The 22,123-nt window shown below is 49.6% G+C and carries 25 protein-coding genes and 1 riboswitch; of the genes, 21 read left to right on the top strand and 4 right to left on the bottom strand.

Translation table 11 applies throughout. From position 1 onward, the window contains the following. Window positions 1-64 precede the first annotated feature (64 nt). From fabG to DIJ65_RS02980, 3 genes are read left to right on the top strand one after another with little or no spacing between them, the layout of a single operon-like run. Complete coding sequence (fabG, locus tag DIJ65_RS02990; RefSeq protein ID WP_071151942.1) at window positions 65-826, top strand: 3-oxoacyl-ACP reductase FabG; 762 nt, start codon at window positions 65-67, stop codon at window positions 824-826. 17 nt (window positions 827-843) lie between these two features. Beyond that, entirely contained in the window at window positions 844-1,293 is a 450-nt protein-coding gene (locus DIJ65_RS02985; RefSeq protein ID WP_071151943.1) for a MaoC family dehydratase N-terminal domain-containing protein, read from the top strand. After that, window positions 1,290-1,706, top strand: a complete 417-nt coding sequence (locus tag DIJ65_RS02980) for a MaoC/PaaZ C-terminal domain-containing protein (RefSeq protein ID WP_071151944.1) — start codon at window positions 1,290-1,292, stop codon at window positions 1,704-1,706. The genes DIJ65_RS02985 and DIJ65_RS02980 overlap by 4 nt, the downstream gene beginning before the upstream one ends. A 189-nt stretch (window positions 1,707-1,895) precedes the next feature. On the opposite strand, the gene DIJ65_RS02975 is transcribed toward DIJ65_RS02980, so the two are convergent. Next, window positions 1,896-2,963 (bottom strand): alpha/beta hydrolase, encoded by a 1,068-nt coding sequence (locus tag DIJ65_RS02975; RefSeq protein WP_071151945.1) that lies wholly within the window; start codon window positions 2,961-2,963, stop codon window positions 1,896-1,898. A gap of 216 nt (window positions 2,964-3,179) precedes the next feature. Then, complete coding sequence (locus DIJ65_RS02970; protein ID WP_071151946.1) at window positions 3,180-3,770, bottom strand: hypothetical protein; 591 nt, start codon at window positions 3,768-3,770, stop codon at window positions 3,180-3,182. Window positions 3,771-4,290: 520 nt separating this feature from the next. Here DIJ65_RS02970 and DIJ65_RS02965 point away from each other — a divergent pair. From DIJ65_RS02965 to DIJ65_RS02945, 5 genes are all read left to right on the top strand, one after another. Next, window positions 4,291-6,579: a putative bifunctional diguanylate cyclase/phosphodiesterase gene (locus DIJ65_RS02965; RefSeq protein ID WP_230321258.1), complete on the top strand. Its 2,289-nt coding sequence runs from the start codon at window positions 4,291-4,293 to the stop codon at window positions 6,577-6,579. Window positions 6,580-6,675: 96 nt separating this feature from the next. Then, window positions 6,676-6,785: riboswitch (TPP riboswitch) on the top strand. A 126-nt stretch (window positions 6,786-6,911) separates the two neighbouring features. Beyond that, window positions 6,912-7,916 carry an ABC transporter substrate-binding protein gene (locus DIJ65_RS02960; RefSeq protein ID WP_117299367.1) on the top strand — a complete coding sequence of 335 codons (1,005 nt, stop codon included), beginning with the start codon at window positions 6,912-6,914 and terminating at the stop codon, window positions 7,914-7,916. Next, the gene (locus DIJ65_RS02955; protein WP_117299368.1) at window positions 7,916-8,206 is read left to right on the top strand and encodes a thiamine-binding protein; all 291 of its coding nucleotides are present in this window, start codon (window positions 7,916-7,918) and stop codon (window positions 8,204-8,206) included. Before DIJ65_RS02960 ends, DIJ65_RS02955 begins: the two co-directional genes overlap by 1 nt. After that, window positions 8,203-8,976: an ABC transporter permease gene (locus DIJ65_RS02950; RefSeq protein ID WP_071152179.1), complete on the top strand. Its 774-nt coding sequence runs from the start codon at window positions 8,203-8,205 to the stop codon at window positions 8,974-8,976. The genes DIJ65_RS02955 and DIJ65_RS02950 overlap by 4 nt, the downstream gene beginning before the upstream one ends. Next, window positions 8,969-9,712, top strand: a complete 744-nt coding sequence (locus DIJ65_RS02945; protein ID WP_071152178.1) for an ABC transporter ATP-binding protein — start codon at window positions 8,969-8,971, stop codon at window positions 9,710-9,712. The genes DIJ65_RS02950 and DIJ65_RS02945 overlap by 8 nt, the downstream gene beginning before the upstream one ends. A 153-nt stretch (window positions 9,713-9,865) precedes the next feature. Here the strand turns inward: DIJ65_RS02945 and DIJ65_RS02940 are convergent, their stop codons facing one another. Continuing rightward, the gene (locus DIJ65_RS02940) at window positions 9,866-10,828 is read right to left on the bottom strand and encodes a class F sortase (RefSeq protein ID WP_071152177.1); all 963 of its coding nucleotides are present in this window, start codon (window positions 10,826-10,828) and stop codon (window positions 9,866-9,868) included. Between the two features lie 24 nt (window positions 10,829-10,852). Further along, window positions 10,853-12,181 carry a hypothetical protein gene (locus DIJ65_RS02935; RefSeq protein ID WP_071152176.1) on the bottom strand — a complete coding sequence of 443 codons (1,329 nt, stop codon included), beginning with the start codon at window positions 12,179-12,181 and terminating at the stop codon, window positions 10,853-10,855. Window positions 12,182-12,746: 565 nt separating this feature from the next. Here DIJ65_RS02935 and DIJ65_RS02930 point away from each other — a divergent pair. The 13 genes from DIJ65_RS02930 (at window position 12,747) to DIJ65_RS02870 (ending at window position 22,114) form a co-directional block, all read left to right on the top strand. Further along, complete coding sequence (locus tag DIJ65_RS02930) at window positions 12,747-13,310, top strand: RNA polymerase sigma factor (RefSeq protein ID WP_071152175.1); 564 nt, start codon at window positions 12,747-12,749, stop codon at window positions 13,308-13,310. Beyond that, entirely contained in the window at window positions 13,303-14,142 is an 840-nt protein-coding gene (locus tag DIJ65_RS02925) for an anti-sigma factor (protein WP_071152174.1), read from the top strand. Before DIJ65_RS02930 ends, DIJ65_RS02925 begins: the two co-directional genes overlap by 8 nt. Before the next feature lie 402 nt (window positions 14,143-14,544). Continuing rightward, window positions 14,545-15,270 (top strand): nucleotidyltransferase domain-containing protein, encoded by a 726-nt coding sequence (locus DIJ65_RS02920; RefSeq protein ID WP_117299370.1) that lies wholly within the window; start codon window positions 14,545-14,547, stop codon window positions 15,268-15,270. 30 nt (window positions 15,271-15,300) lie between these two features. Continuing rightward, on the top strand, window positions 15,301-15,993 hold the full coding sequence (locus tag DIJ65_RS02915; protein WP_071152173.1) for an aspartate/glutamate racemase family protein: 693 nt from the start codon (window positions 15,301-15,303) through the stop codon (window positions 15,991-15,993). Window positions 15,994-16,123: 130 nt separating this feature from the next. After that, a complete protein-coding gene (locus tag DIJ65_RS02910) occupies window positions 16,124-16,948 on the top strand; it encodes an alpha/beta fold hydrolase (RefSeq protein WP_071152172.1) in 825 nt (274 codons plus the stop codon). Window positions 16,949-17,392: 444 nt separating this feature from the next. Then, entirely contained in the window at window positions 17,393-17,776 is a 384-nt protein-coding gene (locus DIJ65_RS02905) for a DUF302 domain-containing protein (protein WP_071152170.1), read from the top strand. A 76-nt stretch (window positions 17,777-17,852) separates the two neighbouring features. Further along, complete coding sequence (locus tag DIJ65_RS02900; protein WP_117299371.1) at window positions 17,853-18,971, top strand: MBL fold metallo-hydrolase; 1,119 nt, start codon at window positions 17,853-17,855, stop codon at window positions 18,969-18,971. Window positions 18,972-19,253: 282 nt separating this feature from the next. Further along, entirely contained in the window at window positions 19,254-19,514 is a 261-nt protein-coding gene (locus DIJ65_RS02895) for a metal-sensitive transcriptional regulator (RefSeq protein ID WP_117299633.1), read from the top strand. Window positions 19,515-19,667: 153 nt separating this feature from the next. Next, window positions 19,668-20,147 carry a DsrE/DsrF/DrsH-like family protein gene (locus DIJ65_RS02890; RefSeq protein WP_260678684.1) on the top strand — a complete coding sequence of 160 codons (480 nt, stop codon included), beginning with the start codon at window positions 19,668-19,670 and terminating at the stop codon, window positions 20,145-20,147. 27 nt (window positions 20,148-20,174) lie between these two features. After that, window positions 20,175-20,540 (top strand): rhodanese-like domain-containing protein, encoded by a 366-nt coding sequence (locus DIJ65_RS02885; RefSeq protein WP_117299375.1) that lies wholly within the window; start codon window positions 20,175-20,177, stop codon window positions 20,538-20,540. Window positions 20,541-20,558: 18 nt separating this feature from the next. Beyond that, complete coding sequence (locus DIJ65_RS02880; protein ID WP_117299377.1) at window positions 20,559-20,855, top strand: rhodanese-like domain-containing protein; 297 nt, start codon at window positions 20,559-20,561, stop codon at window positions 20,853-20,855. A gap of 252 nt (window positions 20,856-21,107) precedes the next feature. Further along, window positions 21,108-21,677, top strand: a complete 570-nt coding sequence (locus DIJ65_RS02875; protein WP_117299379.1) for a sulfurtransferase TusA family protein — start codon at window positions 21,108-21,110, stop codon at window positions 21,675-21,677. A 41-nt stretch (window positions 21,678-21,718) separates the two neighbouring features. Next, complete coding sequence (locus DIJ65_RS02870) at window positions 21,719-22,114, top strand: DsrE/DsrF/DrsH-like family protein (protein WP_117299381.1); 396 nt, start codon at window positions 21,719-21,721, stop codon at window positions 22,112-22,114. Window positions 22,115-22,123 lie beyond the last annotated feature (9 nt).

Genomic DNA, 22,123 nt, shown 5'->3' with positions numbered 1-22,123 from the left:
AATTAATGAAATCTTTTATTGGCATTGAAAAGCTTGCAGCAGATGGGAAAGGGGCACAAGGATAATGGGGAATTTTGAAGGAAGAACAGCATTGGTCACGGGAGGAAGCAGAGGGATCGGCAGAGAAATCGCCGAGCGCTTTGCGCGTGAAGGGGCCAATGTGGCGATCATCGATATCAATGAGGAAGCGCTGACTGCCGCAAAGGACGAACTGGAGGCAAAAGGCTATTCCGTTTATGTGAAAGTGGCGAGCGTCACGGACAGAGACCAGATTGAACAGGCCATGGAAGAAGTGAACGCCCGCTTCGGCTCCATCGATATCCTGGTCAACAATGCCGGTGTCATCCGTGACAATATGCTGTTCAAAATGACCGACGACGACTGGACGACGGTGATGGATGTGCATTTGAACGGTGCCTTTTTCGCCACGCGCGCCGCGCAGAAATATATGATCGAAAACAAATACGGCAGAATCATCAATATTTCATCCACTTCGGCACTGGGCAACAGGGGCCAGGCCAATTATTCCACAGCGAAAGCGGGCCTGCAGGGCTTCACGAAGACGCTCGCGTTTGAATTGGGCAAGTTCGGGGTGACTGCCAATTCAGTGGCACCGGGCTTTATCGAAACGGATATGACGAAAGCGACGGCAGAACGCATGGGTGTTCCATTTGATGGCTTCGTCCAGGCGAATGTAGCGGGAATTCCTGTCGGCAGAAGCGGCAAACCGGAAGACATCGCGAATGCCGTAGCGTTTTTCGCGGATGAACGCTCTTCATTCGTCTCCGGCCAGGTGTTGTATGTTGCAGGCGGACCGAAAGACTGAGAAGGGGGCTTGCGTGAATGCTGGAAGAGATAATCGGCAAGAAATCAGGGAAAGTGAAAAATCGGATTGAACGGGGCGCGGTCAAGAAGTTTGTGGAAGCGCTGGGGAATTCTTCACCGCTTTTTACCGATGAAGAAGCGGGGAAAAGATCCCGTTACGGCAGAAACATCGCTCCGCCGACCTTTCCGGTGACGTTTGACGGCGGCTCCATTCCAGGGCTTCATCTGCCGGACAAAGGCCTGATCCACGGAGAACAGAACTATCATTATACGCGCCCGCTGTTTGTGGGCGAAGAAGTCCATTGCTGGAGAGAAGTGAAGGATTACTACGAGAAAACCGGGAATTTCGGGAGGATGGGTTTTCTGATTGTGACCTTTTACGGCGAAGATGCTTCCGGACAGCTTCTTTTTTCAGAAGAGCGCATCGTAATCATCAATGAGGCGGCGAGACGGGAGATGGAAGCATGAGCGGACTGGACCAGATGGAAATTGGAGAGGCACTGCCGACAATTCAGTTGGCACCGGTCGCGCGGCTGGACCTGATCAAATACGCGGGGGCTTCCGGAGATTTCAACCCGATCCATACGATCGATGCCGACGCAGAAAGCGCAGGCCTGCCCGGAATTATCGCCCACGGCATGTGGACGATGGGCAACTTGGCGAAACTTTTCACGCCCTATCTCGGTGAAGGCTTTATGCGGGACTATGCCATCCGCTTCAAAGGGATGGTGTTTTTGGGAGATGTGGTCTCCTTGCGCGCGGTGTTGAAAGAAAAGGAAGGCGAAACGCTGCATTTTGATGTCGAAGCGGTCAATCAGGACGACAAGAAAGTGCTGAGCGGAAAAGTGGCTTTTTCGATGGAAATTGAAGAGGTTTTTTGAGGAATGAAGACGAGAAAAGCAAACTTGAAGGAGCACACATCATGTGCTCTTTTTCTTTTGCAGAAAAACTGGTGATGGTTCAGATGGAGAGGCAACTTGCATCAATTGCGGACTTTTATTTTGCTTATTATTTTAAAGAACCCAGCTACCTTTTCCACCAAGGTCGCTGGGTTCTTTATCATACTGCACTTATTTTCGCAGCGCCTGTAAAAAATGACTGGAAATTTCTTTGATTGCATCAGCTGCTTGAGGATAGTAGCCGAGCTTTCTGACAAATGCATGATCCATCCCTTTGTATTCGATATGCCGCACCGGGACGCCTGCTTCCACCAGCTGGGCAGAAAACTCTTCCCCTTGAATCCGCAGATAATCGAACTCTGCCGTCACGAGCGTGATGGGAGGCAGAGAGCTTTTAACTTCACGCAGTAAAGGAGAAACAAGTGGCCGCAGCACGTCTTCTAAATCCGTAAGATATAACGACTGGATGAAAGTGAGCGAGTCTTTCATAGTCACAAGTTCCTGGTAAATTAAATCGGAATCCTTTGTCATGTCGTAGTGGTTTAAATTCCATGTACTCCTTGACACATCAGACAAATCCACCAATGGACACAGCAAGCCGATATAGCTGATCTCCCATTTTTCCTCTTTGCTTAAATGATGCACACCAAGTGCAATATTCCCCCCCACGCTGTCTCCCACAAGACCGATGTTTTCAGTCTCTACATTAAATTTCCCGGCGTTTTCGTAAATATACCGCACTGTTTCCAGGCAGTCGTCCAGTCCCTCCTGATAGGGATGCTCCGGGGCAAGGCGGTACTCTACGCCCACTACTACCGCATTGGCTTCCTGTGCTAAGAGCTTGCAGATATTTTCCATAACGTCCACATCCCGTTCGAAAAACCCCCCGCCATGAAGATAAATAAGGACTGGCTTCCTTTCTTCTGTCTGGTTATAGATTCCTAAGGGTACTTCGTGATCCGCGAAAGAAAACTTTGTTGTTTCCGAATGAATGCCTTTGCTTAAATCTTTATTATTTATTTCCACTCTGCTTCGGGTAATCTCAAGGTCATCGCTTGCGAGCGGACGCCTTACATGCGGATCGGCCTCGTTCGTAAGAAAGTTTCTCACTCTCGGATCCAAACCACGGCTTCCTTCCTCAAAAGGAATTTCTTTATTAATAATGTTCAATTTCCCTTTTGTTGAATACGTTACATTTTCGTTTAATCTTGCAGTAAGTTCATTTTGAGTATGGTTCATGACGCACATTCCTCCTTGGCAAAACATATAGATAACCCGGCTGTTAAAACCTGAAATGCCTGTTCTCTTATGACTGAGCTGTACAGGGAAAAACAGTAACAGAAAAATTCTATTTCCATTTTATCAATATTTTCTTTAAAAGAAACCTATATAAATCTATATAAACTTATATGAAGCAATATAAACCTCTAGCCCATCGGATAGAGAGGCGTTCGGTCAATCATTCACCAGCAGCACCAGCACCGGCCCGACAATCGGAACCCACGCCAGCCGCTTGTACCTGGCATCCGGATAAAGACGATAGACGGTGTAGACCGACAGGCCGTACAGCACGAACCAGTCGACGGTCATGACCGACACAAGGCTCGAGGCGAAGAAGGAATCGACATAGTCGGCAAATGAAAAACCTTGAAGCAGTGTCAGCCAGTTTCCTGTCCACATAATGATGAGCACGACGAGCCAGAAGCGCGAGCGCAGGAAACGGACGAGCCAGCGCGGCGTACGCAGTTTCTTTTCGGGTTTTCGGAGACCGAAGGCGTAATAAGGCAGCAGTGAAAAAGCGCCGATGCCGAAGGACAGAAGCGCGAACGGCCACGCCGGCCAGCGCATGCGGTCGTTCAACAGCAGCAGCGTCAGGAACACGAGTGGAAAGATACCGAGTGAATTGAACACGGCCAGGACAAGCGGGTCGATGGCGCCCCAGTCGCCGCTCAGCAGCTGCGGGATGACCGGGTTATTGGCGCCGGTGCCGGGTGCCAGAAAGACGGCGTAGCCGATCAACAGCAGCCAGATCAGCAGAAAGATCATTTCCTCACCTCGTTTCTTCTATCATACCCTCCGGAGGAGCTGTTTTAACAAATCATCATCAAAGAAACGGATTTTGGAAATTGTTGCAGGGGATGAAAGGGGTGGGAAAGCACGGCTGGACCCCCTTTTCCCATCAGCTTCGGCCAGTCCTTTTGGACAGGAATTCAGCTGTCAGGTGTTGCGGCTTCCGGAGGCTGGTCGAGTGAACCCTTTCTGCCGATGCGGAAGCAATGATGAAGAATTTGAAGGAAACGGCTTCCTGTGGGTATTTTGGTATTTTATCCTTATAATGGAAATATGATAAAAGCACTATTTTTTTGGTATATTAACGGTTATAATAAACGATAAAATGATCGAAACGAAAGCCGCCAAAGCCGTCTGGCAGCAACGGCCGTTTCCGGCTGTAAGACGTATGTGATGTCCTCTGAAATTGCCGGCAATTTAGCTGCATAAGCCGGCTGCAGGCGCATCGGGAAAAACAGAACACCGAAGATTTTTGACACCCAGGAGGAAAACATCCATGTTAAACAAAAATTATTTTCCTGTCACGATTTTATTGGCAATAATCATCCTGTTTTACAGCTGGACGTTTTTCTTCCAGGGAAATGCCTGGTTGACCGCACTGGGGATCAACGTGCTGCAGATTGCGGTAGGGCTGGCCAGCCTTCTCTGGCTGTTCCAGGCATACCGGAAAGCGGCGCGCCGGCAAAAGAACTTTTGGATTTTGCTGCTGATCGGCCTGGCTCTCTATATTAGTGCCAATGGGCTCTGGCTGTATTTCCAGATTAGTCGCGGAGCTGTAGATTCCGAGGAATTTTCGTATGCAATCTGGCTGGTTGCCTATTGCTTTTTCCTGGCTGCCCTGATATCGAAAACACGTGAATTGAGCAATGCTTATTCCGGCCGGTCCTATATTTTCAATATTGCCGTCTTTATGATCATGCTTGCTTCAGTCAGCTTCCATTATTTGATCAACCCCGTTCTGGAAGCGTCCGGGGATTCGTGGCTGCTGACTTGGGCGAGCATCATCTACCCCGTGACGGATTTGACCATCTTATTTGTCCTTACCATTTTGTATTATCTCCTGCAGAAAAGTGAAAAGCAGGAATGGCTGATTTTGTGCGTTGCCGGTTTTTTCATCCAGGTGATGGCCGATTCCTACTCCGTATACCTCGAATTCAGCAACGGCTACCAGCCGGGACACGTGATCGACCTTCTGTGGCTGGTATCTATTCTATTCATCGGATTAACCGGCTATTGCGCGAAACAGAATCTGGACGACACGAGCTGGATCATGAAAAGTTCCGGCAAAGATAAAGGGACAGTTTTCCCCTATTTGAGCATTGTGGTGCTCATCGTTCTCGTCATCCACAGTTACCAGTGGGACTTAAATGCACTCAGCGCAGGGCTTCTGGTGATATTCCTGCTCGTGCTTGGGCGGCAGCTGCAGATCCTTCGCAGAAACGAGCAATTGATGAGCGAGTACAGGTATCTGGCATATCATGACCCGTTGACCGGTTTGAAGAACAGAAGCAGTTTCGGGGAACAGATTGAGCGCGTACTGACGGAGTATCCGGACGGCAAGCTGGCATTATTGCTGATCGATCTGGATCAGTTTAAAGTGGTGAACGATACGCTTGGCCACCACATCGGCGACAAGGTGCTCGTGCAGGCTGCCAGACGGCTGGAGTCGGCGATAGGGCGCGATATGCTGCTGTTCCGCCTGGGAGGCGACAAGTTCATCATTGTCGTTGCAGGAGCGACGGAGGCAGAGTGCATCGCGCTGTCCCATGAAATCCTGGCAGCTTTCCAGGAGGTGCTGAACATCGACGGCTACCAGATCAGCGTCACACCGAGCATCGGCATCAGCAAATTTCCTGAACACGGCAGCACAACCGAAGAGCTGATGAAGAATGCGGATGCGGCCATGTACCTGTCAAAAGAAAAAGGCAAGAACGGATTCAGTTTTTTCAATCCGGAACTGAGCCGGGAGAAAATCCGCAAGATGAAGATTGAAACCGAACTGAAGACAGCAATCCGGAACAACCAGCTCCGGCTCCATTACCAGCCGAAAGTGATGCTTTCGACGAACGGGATTGTCGGCATGGAAGCGCTGTTGCGCTGGGAGCATCCCGAGCTTGGCTGGGTGTCCCCTGTTGAATTCATCCCGGTCGCCGAAGAAACGGGGCAAATTGTCTCCATCGGGGAATGGGTGCTGCAGCAGGCGTGCCGGCAAAACAAGAAATGGCAGGATGAAGGCTTTCCTCTTTTATCAATGGCGGTCAACGTCTCCGTCCTGCAGTTCAAGCATGGCCTGTTTCTTGAAACGGTCCGGAGAATATTAGGCGAAACAGGATTGGACACGCACTACCTGGAACTTGAAATTACCGAAAGCATTATGCAGAATATCAAAGAAAGCAGGGAAATCCTCAAATGTCTGCGGAATATGGGCATCAAAATAGCCATCGATGATTTCGGAACCGGTTATTCCTCATTGCATGTCCTGCAGAAATTGCCGATTGATACGATCAAAATCGACAAATCGTTTGTCGATGAGCTCGATTCCAACAGCATGAACCCGATGGTGAAAACGATCATCGACCTGGGGCTGAACTTGAATTTGACGATCGTCGCCGAAGGCATTGAATCCGAAGACCAAAGGGACATTCTGCTCGACCAGGGCTGCACAATCGGACAAGGCTACTTGTATTCGAAGCCGGTGACACCGGAAGCGTTTGAAGAGTTGATGAGGATGCCGGAAGTGCTGGATGCCGGAAAGCTGGCGGCAGGAGTGCAAAGTGGCAGATGAAGTCAGAAAACTCTGTTTCCGGAGGGGAGAGAGTTGAAAAATCAGACAGCCTGTGACAGAATGAAGACGTAAGATTTTAGGTATCAATTTCATAAAATGTACATGTAGGGGGACCGTTGTTGCCGGTTGAGATAGCATACGTTAGATGCTGACCCTTGGAACCTGAACTGGTTAAGACCAGCGGAGGGAACATATTCAAAGCGAAATGTTTTTTTGAGATATGCGCCCATGGTTTCTTTAACCCTGGGCGCTTTTTATATAGACAATTTGATATGTTCCTTCCGGTTTGTTCCAGTTCTGTTTTATGGATAAACCAAGAGGAGGAAAAAATTATGAAGAAGTGGATGGTGGTATTTGGAGCGGCTTTTGCGATGGCCGGCTGTACGAGTGAGACGCCGCAAGAAGGCGGCAGCGGGGACGAAAGCGAATTGGAGAAAGTGACAATGGTGCTGGACTGGACGCCGAACACGAACCACACCGGTTTGTATGCTGCACAGGCGGAAGGGTATTTTGAAGAAAGGGGGCTGGATGTCGAGATTATCATGCCAGGCGAAACGGGAGCGGATCAGCTGGTGGCTTCCGGTAAAGCCGACTTCGGGATCGGAGCGCAGGAAAGCCTGACGGAAGCAAGGGTGGCGGACATTCCGATTGTCTCGATTGCGGCGATCATCCAGCACAACACGTCGGGCTTTGCTTCTCCTGCAGACAAGAACATTACGTCTCCCGCCGATTATGAAGGAAAGACCTACGGGGGATGGGGCGCACCGGTTGAAAAAGCGGTGATCGCTTCGCTGATGGAACAGGAAGGCGCAGATGTGGAAAAGGTCGAATTTCTGAATATGGGGAACACCGACTTTTTCACCGCTGTTGAACGGGATGTCGATTTTGCCTGGATTTATTACGGCTGGACGGGCATTGAAGCGGAGCTCCGGGGTGAAGAGTTGAATATGCAGTACCTCACCGATTACTCCGAAAAACTGGATTATTACACACCGGTGCTGACCACCAATGAAGAAATGATTGCAGAAGACCCGGATACAGTAAGAGCCTTTACGGCCGCTGTTGCAGAAGGTTATCAATTTGCGATCGACAATCCAGGGGAAGCGGCAGATATTTTGATCAGTGCGGTGCCGGATCTGGACGCGGAACTGGTCAGGGCAAGTCAGGAGTGGCTGTCTCCGAAGTACCAGGCGGATGCTTCGCGCTGGGGGGAGCAGGACACGGAAGTTTGGGCGGATTATGCCAATTGGATGAACAAAAATGGTCTGCTTGACGGTGAATTCGAAGTGCAGGAAGCTTTCACAAATAATTTTTTACCGGAAGGAGAGAGTGAATAATGGCAAATGCATTGCTCAGTATTCAAATCATACCAAAGACGAAGCACGGGGAAGACACGATTCCGTATGTGGATCAGGCCATCGCGGTGATTGACGAGTCGGGAGTGAAATACCGGGTCGGCCCTCTTGAAACAACGATGGAAGGAGAACTGTCAGAACTCCTTTCCATAGTGGAAAAGATGAATGAGAAGATGATTGCAGCCGGAAACGAAAGCGTGATTTCACAGGTCAAAGTTTTCTATAATCCGGAAGGTGCTTCTATGGATGCCTTAACGGAGAAATACCGGTGAGAAGAATATTCCTGAAAGGATGGAGGCCGGTTTCGGTCCTCATCCTTTTGTTTGTGGTGTGGGAAATTTCAAGCCGGATTTTCGATATTCCCGTCTGGCTGTTGCCTCCTCCTTCACAGGTCTGGGTGGAAATTTTTGCGAGCTGGCCGAACTACAGCAGCCATCTTGCTTCAACGGTCCGTCTGTCGGTTGCCGGATTTCTGATCGGCTGCTCGACCGGCCTGGCCGTCGCGGTCTGTCTGCACCTTGTGCCAAAACTGCGGGAGACACTGTATCCGCTGATGATTCTGTCGCAAAACATTCCAATCATCGTGTTGGCGCCGCTGCTGGTAATCTGGTTCGGTTTTGGGTTGGCCCCGAAACTTATCATCATCACACTGGTCTGTTTCTTTCCGGTGACAATCGCCGCGTTGGATGGCTTCAGGCAGACCGGCAGCGATATGATGCACTATATGAAGATGGCAGGCGCAACAACGCAGCAGATTTTCTGGAAGCTGGAATGGCCGCACGCTATGCCTTCCGTTTTTTCAGGTTTGAAAATCGCCGCCACCTACAGTGTAATGGGCGCGGTGATTTCCGAGTGGCTCGGTGCGAAAGAAGGAATCGGTGTCTACATGACTCTGGCGTCTTCATCGTTCCGGACCACACAGGTCTTTGTTGCCATCTTTTTGATCATGGTATTGAGTCTGCTGTTTTTTGGGGCGATCGTCTTTCTGGAGAAGCGGATGATCCGGTGGAAAGAAACAGGGGAGGAGGAGCGGAATGCCTGAACTTGCAATCGACAGATTATCAAAAAGCTTTGACGGAAAAATGGTGTTGAAAGATGTTACATTTCACATCGAACCGGATGAATTTGTCTCCATCCTGGGCCCGTCCGGCAGCGGGAAGAGCACCTTGTTTCACCTGATCGGAGGCATTTCACAGCCGGATGAAGGGGAAATCAGCCTGGACGGAGAGCGGATCAACGGCAAAAAAGGGTCCATCAGCTACATGCCGCAAAGCCCGGCGCTGTTTCCGTGGAGGACCATTCTTCAAAATGTCTTGCTCGGGGCGGAAATTGCGGGGAAAAAAGATTTGCCGGCAGCCGTCGCCATGCTCGAAAAAGCCGGATTGAAAGAGTATGAAAGCGCCTATCCGCACCAGCTCTCCGGGGGCATGCAGCAAAGAGCGGCTTTTATCCGGAGTTTGCTGAGCCCGCAGCCGCTGATTTGCCTCGACGAGCCCTTCTCTGCACTTGATGAATTTACGCGGTCGGAAATGCAGCAATGGCTGCTTTCCATATGGATGGAGCATAGACGTTCCATCCTGTTCATCACGCACAATATTGAAGAAGCACTTTTCTTGTCCGACCGCATCATCATCCTGTCGGACAAACCGGCAAACGTCAAAGCGGAATTCGACATTCCGTTTCCGCGGCCCCGAGACGAATCAATCGTCTTGACGGAAGAATTTTTAACGTACAAAAAGGCGGTATATAATGAATTAAAGGCGGACAGCGGTGCCTGAAGAGAAAGGGTTCGATCCGGTAAACGGGGAGGTTGAATGCGATGGGTCTGGATTCCAAGTTTTGGTGTTATCGTTTTCCGGCGCAATACAGAAACCGCCATCCGGCTGTCACGTGCTGACAGCCGGATGGCGGTTTTTCAGGTGGTTCATGTCCTATTTTGCTTCGGTCTTTTCCGATTCGTTCAGATCGACATCGACGGCTGAGACATAATAGCGTTTCGTGTCATCCGCTTCGATCTCGACTTTCTTGCGGTCGAACAGCGACACGGTGGCAATTTTCGTCATTTCGCCGCTGTTGATGTCTTCTTCGTAGACGCGGTAGCCAATAATGGCGTCATCGCGCACCGCGTGCCAGGAAAGGTTGAACGAAGTCGCGACGACTTCCGTCGGCGCTTCCGGCTGTTTGTCCTGGACGCTTGAGTCGGAAATCAGCTCGGCTGTCACGACCAGGCGGTCTTCATATGCACCGGTGTTGCCGTTAAAGTCGCCGCTGCAGGTGATCAAGTTAAGGAGGCGACTGTCTGAAGAGCCGAATATTTCTTCAATCGGTGCTTCCTCTGCCTGATAACTCGCCTTTTCACGGATGACATAAACCATTTCACGGCCATCCTTGTCGGTGACGGTGACTTTCTCGCCAACTTTCACTTTATCAAGATGATAGAAAATCGCTGGTCCAGCCGGTCCATCGACATGTCCTGCCAGGACTGAATGGCCTTTCGCTCCGACTTTGTAGCCGGGCTCGAACCAGCCGACCTGATTGACGTCCGGTACGCCCATTTCGCCGTTATCAAGAATGCCGGTCGCTTCAATGGCTGCATCGACTCCGATTGACGGAACGGTCACGCGTGCCGGCACCATGCCCTGAATGCTTTGCTGGCGTTGCTTCTGCAATTCCTGCAGTTTTTCACGCTGTTCCGGCATGATTGGGAATTCGGCGATTTTGTCGATTTCCTCTTCGGAAGCCAATTGCTCCGCCGGCGCCGGTTCGGTCTCCGCAGGGAGGTCAAGCTGCGCGATGTCTTCTTCAAATGTCGGTTCCTCCGCCATCGGCTTGAGGATGACGAACAGCACTGCGCAAAGTATCACTGCTGTCGCCATGGTCCAAAATTGTTTCATCGCCCAAGCTCCTTTCCTGTTCGTTTATTGTTGTCTCTGACGGTACGTGATAGTTCCGGCTGCCAGTAAGATCAACGTGCTCATGGCCACCCAGATCATCATCGTGTTGGTGCCGCCAGTTGATCCGCCAAGGCCGGTAGCCGGCATTTTGTCGGGAACTGCTGTTTCAAAGTTTTCCGGGAACTGGTCCACGATGGCGCCGCTCAAGCCTTTGCCTATAGCGAAGACAATCGTGTACCCTTCACGGTACGTGGTATAAGAAGCTTCATAGTCGCCTGCAGCGTACTGGCTGAAAGTATCGACGACGGATTGTTCGTGTGCTGCAATATTAGCAGTTGTTTCATCCTGCGGTAAACGATCTTCCGTTGCCGTGCTCAGGAATGCACCTAGTTCTTCAGCGAAAGTGTCGATCAGCGCGGATTGTGCCTGCTGAATGTCGTCTTCATTGCCTGCTGCCTGTGCTGTTGCCAGGTCGCTTTGTATGGAAATGTGGTCATTGTTCCAAAGGCCCGCAAATTGTGTGCCCGCTTCCTCGCCGTAAACGGAAGCGATGGCTGCCTGGAATTCCGCGGTATTCTGATCCTGTGCCCAGTCGGCAAAGTCAAAGTCTGCCGCACCGTTATAGCCTTTAGCCATGCTCAACTGTGCCAGCGCAAAATGCTCTGCTGCGATGCGGCTGAGCGTTGAACGGAAATCACCGGCTTCGGTATTCGGGTCGGTGAATTTATCCGGAAATTGCGTTGCGATGGCGCCACTGATGGCACTGCCCGCTCCGAAAATCTGTTTGAAGCCTTCCAGGTAAGAAGTGTAAGAAGCTTCATAGTCACCGTCTACATATAGATCAAATGTGTTCTGAACAAAATCTTCATGTGCGCGAAGTGCATCAGTCGCGCCGTCTTCCGGCAGGTTGCCTTCCGTCGCGGTTCCAAGGAAAGCGCCCATTTCATCAACGAATGACTGGATCTCTACCAATGCTTCCTCTTGTGCCGCTTCGTCGCCCGCTTTCACGGCCATTGCGTATTCATCGGTGCCGGTATTGTGCTTATCGAAAATGTCTGTAAAAGCAGCTCCGCCTTCCTCGCCGTAAACGGAAGCAATCACGGGCTCCATGTCTGCCGCGTTGGCATCAAGTGCGGCCATCGCCGCTTCGGCTGCTGCATCCCCGTCGTAAATTTTCATCATTGAATCCACAGCCAGTGCGTAATGCTCTGACAACAGCGAATCCAGCGTTGCGCGCAATTCCACGCCGCTCGTCTCCACCGGTGAACCTTCCTCTGCGTTTACTGCCATGCCCATTGACGGAACCAGCAGCGCTGTCCCCAATATCGGTGCCAAAATTTTTCTGAATTTCATCTGCCAACAACTCCTCTGAATTAGTTTCTTAAAGGCATAACGGGGAAAGTGGAGATTTGGATCAGTTTTGTGGTGGAAAACTTCAATTTCTTTTCTCTGCACCCGGGTGACGTCGTATAAGAGTTCTCTAAAGATATGGAGCAAAATAGCGCAGACGCCATGGGGAGCAGGCGGATGCCGACGAAGTGCAAGATCCACTCGGGCGATGTGGAACGAGCCCGAGTTAGCTCAGCGCAAGCCAAGAGTTGGCCGAAGGTAGTTCGGCCGAGTCTTTGCGACGAAGCTAGCGAAGCGATGCAACGCTCCTCCATGTCTCGAAGCTAGCGAAGCGATGCAGAGACAGGAGCACGGGTTTTGGCAAGCAAGCTGTTTTGCGGAATATCGGTTATAAAATACTCTTCTATATAAGGAAGAAACCCGGAATTTATTGTCAAACTGATCTAAAACGGGCTTTTGCACGTTAAGTGGGTAAGCTTATAAAAAATAAAACCGGCCAGGACTATCTCCAATCTGCCGGGATATAGTAAGCTTGTACTATGACACATGAAATTAAAGGAGAACATCCATGGAGAAAAGTTCCGATACGTTGCTATACTCGCGCATAAAAGAAAAAGATAAAGATGCGCTTGAATGTTTGTATGACCGGTACGAAAAGATTCTATTCTCGTTTCTCTATAAAATGACCCAGGACCGCGACCTGGCGGAAGAAGCCCTGCAGGAGGTCTTCATCAAAATCTGGCGGGGCATCGGCGAATACGATGACAGCAAAGGGAAGTTCACTTCCTGGCTGTTCCGCATGGCGCAGAATTCCGCGATCGACTTGATACGCAAGCGCAAAGTGACCGTGCCGATTGATGAAGTCGCAGAGATGCCGAGTAAAGACTCGAGTGTCGAGAAGACGGCTGAATGGCAGGATGAAAAAGAGCAAATCCAAGCTGCCGTATCCCAATTATCCACGGAGCAGCAGGAGATGATTCAATTGTTTTATTTCAAGGGACATACTCACGAAAAGATCGCCGAAATATGCGGGTTGCCGCTCGGAACCGTCAAGAGCAGGATCCGGCTGGCACTCAGCAAACTAAAGAAATCACTGCACGGGATGCAGGAAAGGGGGGCTATCGATGAATAACGAACATTGCGATCTATTGATCGACTATTTGAACGGCACTTTATCAGACGAAGAAACACGCCAATTCGAAGAACACCTGAAGACTTGTGACGAATGCCGCGAAATCGCGGACGCAACCGGGCAGCTCCCTTATCTTTCAGAACCGGCAGTTCCACCTGCGGGAATGAAATCACGGATCCTGTCGAATGTTTTCGCAGAAGACGTCGCGACCGACAGTTCATCCACTTCATCCGCCTCGTCCGCCGCTGCAGGAGCAACGGCAGGCAGCAAAGCATCAAGTTCTTCACACGCTGAGTCGGAATCGTCAGACCGTAAGCCGCGTGATGAAGTCGAAGAAGAGAAAGTGATGCAGATGACACAACCTATCAGAAAGCGTGTCTGGTGGACACCGGCAATCGCTGCAGTACTGCTCGTTTCATTGCTCGGCAACGCCTATGCGTTCATGCAATTGCAGCAGGAACAGGCGGATCCGGCGCCGGCACCGACGCAACCGGAGACCGCGTTCCAGTCGATTGACCTGCAGCCGAGCGAAGGCTTTGACGGCGACGCAACAGCGGCAGTCATTGAAGAACAGGACGGCGCACTCAATCTGGTCGTCACAGCAGAGCAGCTTGCCGTACTTGAAGGCGAGCAAGTTTACCAGGTCTGGCTGATCAAAGGCGACACTCCGATTCCGGCCGGCGCATTTACGACGAATGCCGACGGCGAAGGCGCAACGTATTTCAATATCGACAACAACACCGAAGAATGGGATACCATCGCGATTACGCTGGAACCACAACCCGGCAACGAATTGCCGCAGGGCGAAATCGTGCTGAGCGCGGGACTATAGATTTTAGAGAAAGCCGGCTGCCGAGTGCAGCCGGCTTTTTTCTATGGCATGAGCAATGGCAATTTCGCCTAAAAAGCGGCTGAACGCGGAAATAAATTTTTGAACGCGGAATTAATTTCCTGAACGCGGAATTAATCAGCTGAACGCGGAAAAACGCTAGGCCGCTGCATAAGATCTTCATTTTCCCATCAGATTTACCGAAAAAGGTGTCAGTTAAACAAGTCAGGCAAGCTGTTTCGACAAAAAACGGGCGAAATCAGCACAACCCCATATTTTATTGGCACCAATAAAAGAAATTTAAAAGGAAATCGCCCCTTTCAATAGAAAGAATACTGGAAGGCATATCCAATTGCCTCACATTACTGCCGCATTAGCAGGCATAGCACAAGGAGACAACCGAAAATGGCCATCACAGACAAAACAGCGCCGCTCGAAGCGGCGCGAAAGTTCACAGCAAAATATTTTCCGGACTGCGAGGCGGCATTATTGGCCGGCAGCGCGGTGCGCGGCGAGGCAACCGACACTTCGGACCTGGATATTGTCGTGTTCGACAGCCAGACATCCGCCTCCTACCGGGAATCGCTGGTCGAATTTGATTGGCGGATCGAAGTGTTCGTCCACAATCTGACAACGTACCAGGCATACTTTGAAAGTGACGCAGCGCGCGCCAGGCCATCGATGCCGCGCATGGTGGCAGAAGGCATCGTGCTGCGGGACACCGGCGTGCTGGAGGCCATAAAGCGGGAGGCGCAGGAGTTGTTGGACGCGGGGCCGGAAGAGTGGCCGGCCGGCACGATTCAGTCGAAACGTTATTTCCTGACGGACACACTCGATGACTTTATCGGCTGCACTGACCGGGGCGAGGGAATTTTTATCGCCGGCACGCTGGCCGAACTGCTCGCTGAATTCGAATTGCGGACGCAGGGCCATTGGGTCGGCACGTCAAAGTGGATTGTCCGGTCATTGAAGCAGTACGACCGGAATTTTGCAGACCGCTATGTGGCTGCATTTGATGAGTATTACCGCCATGGCAATAAACGAGGCGTCATTGAATTGGCGGACACCGTGATGGAGCCGCACGGTGGCAGATTGTTTGAAGGTTTTTCAATGGGGAAAGATGAAGGTTAAACAGTTTGTTCAAAGGGGGAAGGAATCATCATGAAAACAATCGGCCTGATCGGCGGCATGAGCTGGGAATCATCGCTGGAATATTACCGGACGATTAATAAGGAAGTGAATGCGCGTCTCGGTGGCCTGCATTCGGCGGAATGCCTGCTTTACAGCGTGGATTTTGCGGAAATCGAACGGCTTCAATCCGCCAGGGAGTGGCAGCAGGCGGGCGAACAGCTGAGCGAAGTGGCGTACAAACTGGAGCAGGCGGGTGCAGATTTTATTGTCATCTGCACAAATACCATGCATAAGGTAGTAGAACACATCGAAGAAAAGATCTCGGTTCCGGTGCTCCATATTGCCGACACGACGGCTGAGGAAATCGGTCGCCGTAACCTGACGAAAGTCGGTTTGCTCGGTACGCGCTATACCATGGAACAGGATTTTTACCGTTTGCGCATCGAATCGCACGGCATAGAAGTCGGGGTGCCGGAGACCGAACAGCGGGACGAGATCAATCGCATCATCTTCGAGGAATTGGTGGCAGGGGAATTGCGGCAGACGTCCAAAGAATTCTTCCAGCAGGCGATTCGGGATCTCGTAACTGAAGGCGCTGAAGGCATCATTCTTGGCTGTACGGAAATCGGGCTGTTGATCAAACCGGAAGATGCGGATGTGCCTTTGTTTGACACCGCACAGATTCATGCCGTTCAGGCAGTCAAACGGGCGTTGGCGGAATGATGAGGATTGCCGGCATATGTTGGAAGCAGCCGGACCGTCTTCCGTTGCAGCAAGGCAATCCAGTGAAGTTTATGATTATTGAATAAAGGAAAAGGAAGTGGAAGTTGAAAAAGTGAAGGAGGCATAAGGCTTGGGACATTATATTGAAGTGGAAGATGGAGTAAAGGTGTATGTAGAAGATATTGGGGAAGGGCAACCGTTTGTATTTATTCACGGCTGGCCTCTGAACCACAAAACTTTTGAAGGACAAGTCAGTGAACTTGCTGAAAATGGTTTCCGGTTCATCGGAATCGATCAGCGTGGATACGGAAAATCAGATAGACCCTGGTCCCGGTACGATTACGACATGGCTGCTACTGACATCAAAGCAGTGGTCGATCACCTGAACCTCCAAAATTTTGTGTTGGCCGGATTTTCAATGGGCGGCCCAATTGCAATCCGGTACATAACGAAGTTCGGTCAGGAAAATATCGATAAATTATTACTGATGTCAGCAGCGGCTCCGGTGTTTACTCAACGCGACGATTTTAAACACAATATGATACCGAAAGAGATGGATCTCATTATTGAGCAAATCAAAAGGGACCGTCCGCTTTTCTTATCCAAATTCACCGATATACTCTTCGAAAAGAAAAAGTCTCCTGAATTCCTGCTTTGGTTCCGCATGTTGGGGCTTGAAGCGGCCCCTCATGCCACCATCCAATCTGCGATGGCATTGCGGGATGAAGACCTGCGGGATGAGCTGCCGGGCATTACCGTGCCAACTGCTATATTCCACGGGGAGAAAGACCGAATTTGTGACTTTGCACTTGGACAAGAGATGGGAAAAAGGATTCCCGAGTCTGTTTTAGTGCCATTCAAGTACAGTGGACATGGCACTTACGTTGACGAGCCCGAGAGGTTCAACACGGAACTAATAAGATTTCTCAAAAGTGCCGGTATTAAAAAGGTATAACTTTAAATTGGGGCTCTGCGCTTTGGATAGCGCATACGGACCATAAAATCTTAAGTGTTGAGCAACAGTTCGCTTCGGCGGACTGTTTTCTATTTTTCCAGCGCTGCAAAAAAGGGGTGGAGGTCATATTGGTTTTGCTTTCCTTGAAAGTAAGCCTTCATCCATGACCGAGTCGTAAGGGTTGTGTCTCAGTAAATATAGCGATACTCTAAGGGTGTAGATACCCCAAAGGGTATGAAGGGTGAGGCGGATGGTTGAGTGGGTTACTCCGGAAAAAGCGCATTTATTGTACAGCGGAATCCGTCGAAGCAGGTGGCTCGAAGAAAAAGTTGTTCGGTATTTTTCCTCTGGGGAAAACGGACGAGTTTACTGAAAAATGTTTTAGCCGGCTGAATAAGGGAAATTTATCAAGAGAAGGATTACACAATGGAGAGGAGCAAAACAATGTTTGATTACACAGTTGAAACAAGCAAAAGCAAAGACGAAGCAGTACGTGACCTCGAAGCGAATTTAAAGGAAGAGAAATTCGGTGTTCTGTGGAATTTCGATCTGACTGCCAAGCTCCAGGAAAAAGGGACGGGCTTTGACACGCCTTACACGATACTCGAAGTGTGCAACCCGCAGGAAGCTGATCGGGTCCTTTCGGAAGATCTGCTCGCCGGTTATTTCCTGCCGTGCAAAATTGTCGTTTATGAAAAAGATGGAACTACGAAGATCGGCATGCCGAAACCGAGTGCGTTGATCGAGATGGTCCAAAAAGATTCGATCAAAGAAATCGCTGTGGATATTGAAGAGCGGTTGATCGGCTGTATCGACAAGACCGTATAGGAAAAGATATTTTTTGGCTGAATGGATACCCCGTACGGTAAAAAACTACTATATATATAAATAGGAGGAATACTGTATGACTGTAAAATTTGTAGCAGCAAAAGATGTCGCGGATGAGGTTTTCCGCCGGGAACCAGTGCACATTTTGGATGTGCGAACCAAAGAAGCTTCGGAAGACTGGCATATTGAAGGGGATAAGGTCAATTTGATCAATATCCCGTTCAAGGAGCTGAGCGATTCTGATTCAGCGGAACTGAACGAGCTGCCGAAAGACCAGCCGCTGTATACGATTTGCGCCAAAGGGAACGACTCGCAAAAAGCCGCTGACTATCTGCAGGAGAACGGTTTCAGCAATGTCTATTCCATTGAAGGCGGCATGGCTGCCTGGAGTGAACAGCTCGAACCGGTCAAAATCGGTGAAGTAAAGGGCGGCGCGATTTATCAATTTGTCCGCCTGGGCAAAGGCTGCCTGTCCTATCTGATTGAGTCGGACGGTGAAGCGGCTGTTGTCGACACCAGCCGTGTGACGGAAAACTACGAAAAGTTTGCAAAAGAAAAAGGCATTAAGATCAAATACGTCCTCGACACACATTTGCATGCAGACCATATCTCTGGGGGCAAAAAGCTGGCGGAAGCAGCCGGTGCAACGTATTACCTGCCGCCGGAGGATGCGGAAGAAGTCGTCTTCGGTTTTGAGCCGGTCACCGATGGCATGAAACTCGAAGTCGGCAGCACGACAATCGAAGCGGTGTACTCCCCGGGGCATACAATCGGCAGTACAACATTTGTGGTCGACAGTAAGTATTTGCTGACCGGTGATATTCTGTTTGTCGAATCAATCGGACGTCCCGATCTTGCGGGTAAAGCGGAAGACTGGGCTGATGATTTGTATGAAACGCTGTATCGCCGGTATAAGGAACTGGCTCAGGACCTGCTTGTCCTGCCGGCCCATTACGCCGAAGTCAGTGAGATGAATGAAGACGGCAGCATCTCTGAAAAACTATCGGTCCTTTACGAAAACAACGAAGGCCTGCAGATTCAGGATGAAGCCAAATTCATCAAACGGGTGACGCAAGGTTTGAAAGATCAGCCGAATGCCTATGAAGAGATCCGCCAAACGAATATGGGCAAGATCAACCCGCCGCTGGATGAAGCAAAAGAAATGGAGACAGGGCCGAATAACTGCGCTGTCTAAATAGAAGAAACGGATAATCCTTGACGCCTGCAATCAACAGCCATAAAATAGGCTGAGGCCAATGGATTATCCGTTTTTTTAATGACAAACCAAATACTTGATTTTATACCCTTAGGGGTATATAGTGGGTAGTATCTTATTGTTATCCATGCCGAAAACAGGTTGAGGCGATTGAATTGTCCTCTTTGAAGTGGCAGGCCAAATGCTTGAATTTATACCCAAAGGGGTATATAATGGGTAGTATATTATTGATATCCATGATAACAGGGAGGCAAAAAAATGATGGAATACGATAAACAAGTCCAGAATAGATTGAAAAGAATTGAAGGCCAGTTGAAAGGCGTGCTGCGCATGGTCGAGCAAAATGACGACTGCCAGGATGTCGTGATGCAATTGTCCGCTGTGCGGAGTGCAGTTGACCGCGCGATTGGGGTTATTGTCAGCGAAAACCTCGAACAGTGTGTGCGCAACAGCATCGACAAAGGCGAAAGCACCGATCAGCTGGTAAAAGATGCCGTCAGCCTGCTCGTCAAAAGCAGATAAGGAACTTCGTCAAACTTAGGGGTTGACGAAGTTTCCCTTTGGATGTTAGTATACCCCTATAGGTATTTTAGTTTCTTTGTTGCATTGGCCGGTGATTTTTTATTTTGACTTTTTTATACCCCTAGGGGTATAATGACAGGGGGAAACAAAGAAGTGGAACAGACAAAATCAACGAACATCGTATTATTCAGTGGAGATTACGACAAGGTAATGGCCGCTTACATTATTGCAAACGGCGCAGCAGCTTATGATCATAAGGTGACCATCTTCCATACATTCTGGGGATTGAACGCACTCCGTAAAGACAATCCGCCGGCGGTGAAGAAATCTTTCATCGAAAAGCAGTTTGCAAAGATGATGCCCCGCGGCGCAGATAAAATGGGCTTGTCCAATATGAACATGGGCGGAATGGGACCGAAGATGATCAAACAAGTCATCAACAAGCACAATGCCATGACGATGCCGCAGCTGATTGAAATGGCGCAGGAACAGGAGATCGAACTTGTGGCATGCACAATGACGATGGACCTTCTTGGACTGAAACAGGAAGAATTGCTGGACGATGTAAATTACGCAGGTGTAGCCGCTTATCTGGCAGATGCCGAAAACGGCAACGTAAACTTGTTCATCTAATAGGATGAAACGGAAAAGAGGGAAATCATGGATACTTGGTTAATGATTTTAATCGGAGCTGTGATCGTCTTTATCGGTTACCGCGCGATGTCGGGAGCAAAAGGTGTAAAATCCGTTTCGACAGATGAACTGAAGCCCGAACTCAAGAAAAAAGGCAAGCAATTCATCGACGTCCGGACGCCGGCTGAATACAAGGCGAACCGCATCAAGGAATTCAAGAACATTCCATTGAATGAACTTCCTGGCCGTACAAGTGAACTTGACGCCAACAAAGAAACGTACGTCATTTGCCAAAGCGGCATGAGAAGCAGCAAAGCAGCAGGAATTCTGAAGAAAAAAGGATTCGACCAGGTGATCAATGTAAGGGGCGGCATGGGAAGTTACCGCCCTTAATCCGAAGGAGGAAAAGCAATGAATCGCATGACAACACAACAAGTAAAAGAATATATGGATACTAATAAAGATGTTTCAATCATTGATGTACGGGAAACAGAAGAAGTGAAGGCCGGGAAAATTCCTGGTGCCGTCAATATCCCTCTGGGACTTCTGGAGTTCCGTTTGCAGGATATCGATAAATCCAAAGAACACATCATGGTATGCCGCTCAGGCAGCCGAAGCGGAATGGCGGCAAGCCTTCTTGCAGACCGGGGCTATAACGTCATCAATATGGACGGTGGCATGATGGACTGGGACGGCCCGACGAAGTAAGAAAGATTTAATAGATTTGCTCTAGGCTGTTTCAGCGATGAGAGAAATAGTTTAGATATGGAGCAAAACAGCGAAGACGCCCAGGGGACCAAGCGAAGTGTTGAGATCCACTCGGACGAAGTGGAACGAGGCCGAGTTAGCTCAGCGCGAGCCCCCAGGCAAGCGGAGCTGTTTTGCGGAATATCGGTTACCAGAGTATATAAAATTTTTTAACTAAAAATATACCCCTGCGGGTAATTAGGAGGAATTTCAATGATACAAACGGATAAATTACTCGATGCAAAAGGGCTTGCATGCCCGATGCCGATCGTACGTACAAAAAAAGCGATGAACGAGCTCGAACCGGGCCAGGTCATCGAAGTGCAAGCTACGGATAAAGGGTCACTTGCTGATATTAAAGCGTGGGCAAAAAGCAGCGGCAACCAATATCTTGGGACGTTTGAAGAAGGCGATGTGCTGAAACATTACTTGCGCAAAGCAGACCAAGCAGAAGAAAAAGAAGAAGTCGCTTTCCCGCATACTTTGACAAACGCTGAATTGCAGGAACAGCTGGGCCGTGACGATGTGATCGTCCTGGATGTCCGGGAACCTGCAGAATATGCATTCGGCCACATCGAGGGAGCTGTATCGATTCCGCTTGGTGAACTGGAAAACCGCACACAGGAATTGGATGCGGAAAAAGAAGTATTCGTAATTTGCCGCACCGGCAACCGCAGCGATTTTGCTGCAAAACAATTGGCTGAAAAAGGTTTCGGCCGTGTGAAAAATGCAGTAGAGGGCATGACCCAATGGGACGGCTCGACTGAACAAAGCAAAGCATAAAGAGCGGCACAATAAATTTTACTACAATGGAGGAATATGAAATGGCAGGAAAAACAGCAATCATCGCATCAAACGGTTCATTATTCGATGCTTATAAAGTTTACAATATCGCAACGGCAGCAGCAGCAAGCGATCACGAGGTGGCAATCTTCTTTACATTCGAAGGATTGAACCTCATCAACAAAGAAGCATACGGCCAATTGGCGCTTCCGGCAGGCAAGGAAGCAATGGCTGAAGGATTGAAAAATTCGAATGTACCGGCTGTAACAGAACTGGTTGAAATGGCGCAGGAACTTGGCGTTAAATTTATCGGCTGCCAAATGACGATGGACGTTTTTGGACTCAAAAAAGAAGCTTTTGTTGACGGCATTGAAGTTGGCGGAGCGGTAACATTCCTTGAATTTGCAAAAGACGCTGACGTTACCCTAACGTTCTAATCTGAATGA

The organism is Planococcus salinarum, from assembly GCF_007004625.1.
Classification (GTDB): domain Bacteria; phylum Bacillota; class Bacilli; order Bacillales_A; family Planococcaceae; genus Planococcus; species Planococcus salinarum.
This window is presented reverse-complemented; position numbering and strand designations above follow the sequence as displayed.

Coding starts and splice junctions, on each gene's coding strand:
- fabG (WP_071151942.1), top strand. CDS start 65: ATGGGGAATTTTGAAGGAAGAACAGCATTGGTCACGGGAGGAAGCAGA.
- DIJ65_RS02985 (WP_071151943.1), top strand. CDS start 844: ATGCTGGAAGAGATAATCGGCAAGAAATCAGGGAAAGTGAAAAATCGG.
- DIJ65_RS02980 (WP_071151944.1), top strand. CDS start 1,290: ATGAGCGGACTGGACCAGATGGAAATTGGAGAGGCACTGCCGACAATT.
- DIJ65_RS02975 (WP_071151945.1), bottom strand. CDS start 2,963: ATGAACCATACTCAAAATGAACTTACTGCAAGATTAAACGAAAATGTA.
- DIJ65_RS02970 (WP_071151946.1), bottom strand. CDS start 3,770: ATGATCTTTCTGCTGATCTGGCTGCTGTTGATCGGCTACGCCGTCTTT.
- DIJ65_RS02965 (WP_230321258.1), top strand. CDS start 4,291: ATGTTAAACAAAAATTATTTTCCTGTCACGATTTTATTGGCAATAATC.
- DIJ65_RS02960 (WP_117299367.1), top strand. CDS start 6,912: ATGAAGAAGTGGATGGTGGTATTTGGAGCGGCTTTTGCGATGGCCGGC.
- DIJ65_RS02955 (WP_117299368.1), top strand. CDS start 7,916: ATGGCAAATGCATTGCTCAGTATTCAAATCATACCAAAGACGAAGCAC.
- DIJ65_RS02945 (WP_071152178.1), top strand. CDS start 8,969: ATGCCTGAACTTGCAATCGACAGATTATCAAAAAGCTTTGACGGAAAA.
- DIJ65_RS02940 (WP_071152177.1), bottom strand. CDS start 10,828: ATGAAACAATTTTGGACCATGGCGACAGCAGTGATACTTTGCGCAGTG.
- DIJ65_RS02935 (WP_071152176.1), bottom strand. CDS start 12,181: ATGAAATTCAGAAAAATTTTGGCACCGATATTGGGGACAGCGCTGCTG.
- DIJ65_RS02930 (WP_071152175.1), top strand. CDS start 12,747: ATGGAGAAAAGTTCCGATACGTTGCTATACTCGCGCATAAAAGAAAAA.
- DIJ65_RS02925 (WP_071152174.1), top strand. CDS start 13,303: ATGAATAACGAACATTGCGATCTATTGATCGACTATTTGAACGGCACT.
- DIJ65_RS02920 (WP_117299370.1), top strand. CDS start 14,545: ATGGCCATCACAGACAAAACAGCGCCGCTCGAAGCGGCGCGAAAGTTC.
- DIJ65_RS02915 (WP_071152173.1), top strand. CDS start 15,301: ATGAAAACAATCGGCCTGATCGGCGGCATGAGCTGGGAATCATCGCTG.
- DIJ65_RS02905 (WP_071152170.1), top strand. CDS start 17,393: ATGTTTGATTACACAGTTGAAACAAGCAAAAGCAAAGACGAAGCAGTA.
- DIJ65_RS02900 (WP_117299371.1), top strand. CDS start 17,853: ATGACTGTAAAATTTGTAGCAGCAAAAGATGTCGCGGATGAGGTTTTC.
- DIJ65_RS02895 (WP_117299633.1), top strand. CDS start 19,254: ATGGAATACGATAAACAAGTCCAGAATAGATTGAAAAGAATTGAAGGC.
- DIJ65_RS02885 (WP_117299375.1), top strand. CDS start 20,175: ATGGATACTTGGTTAATGATTTTAATCGGAGCTGTGATCGTCTTTATC.
- DIJ65_RS02880 (WP_117299377.1), top strand. CDS start 20,559: ATGAATCGCATGACAACACAACAAGTAAAAGAATATATGGATACTAAT.
- DIJ65_RS02875 (WP_117299379.1), top strand. CDS start 21,108: ATGATACAAACGGATAAATTACTCGATGCAAAAGGGCTTGCATGCCCG.
- DIJ65_RS02870 (WP_117299381.1), top strand. CDS start 21,719: ATGGCAGGAAAAACAGCAATCATCGCATCAAACGGTTCATTATTCGAT.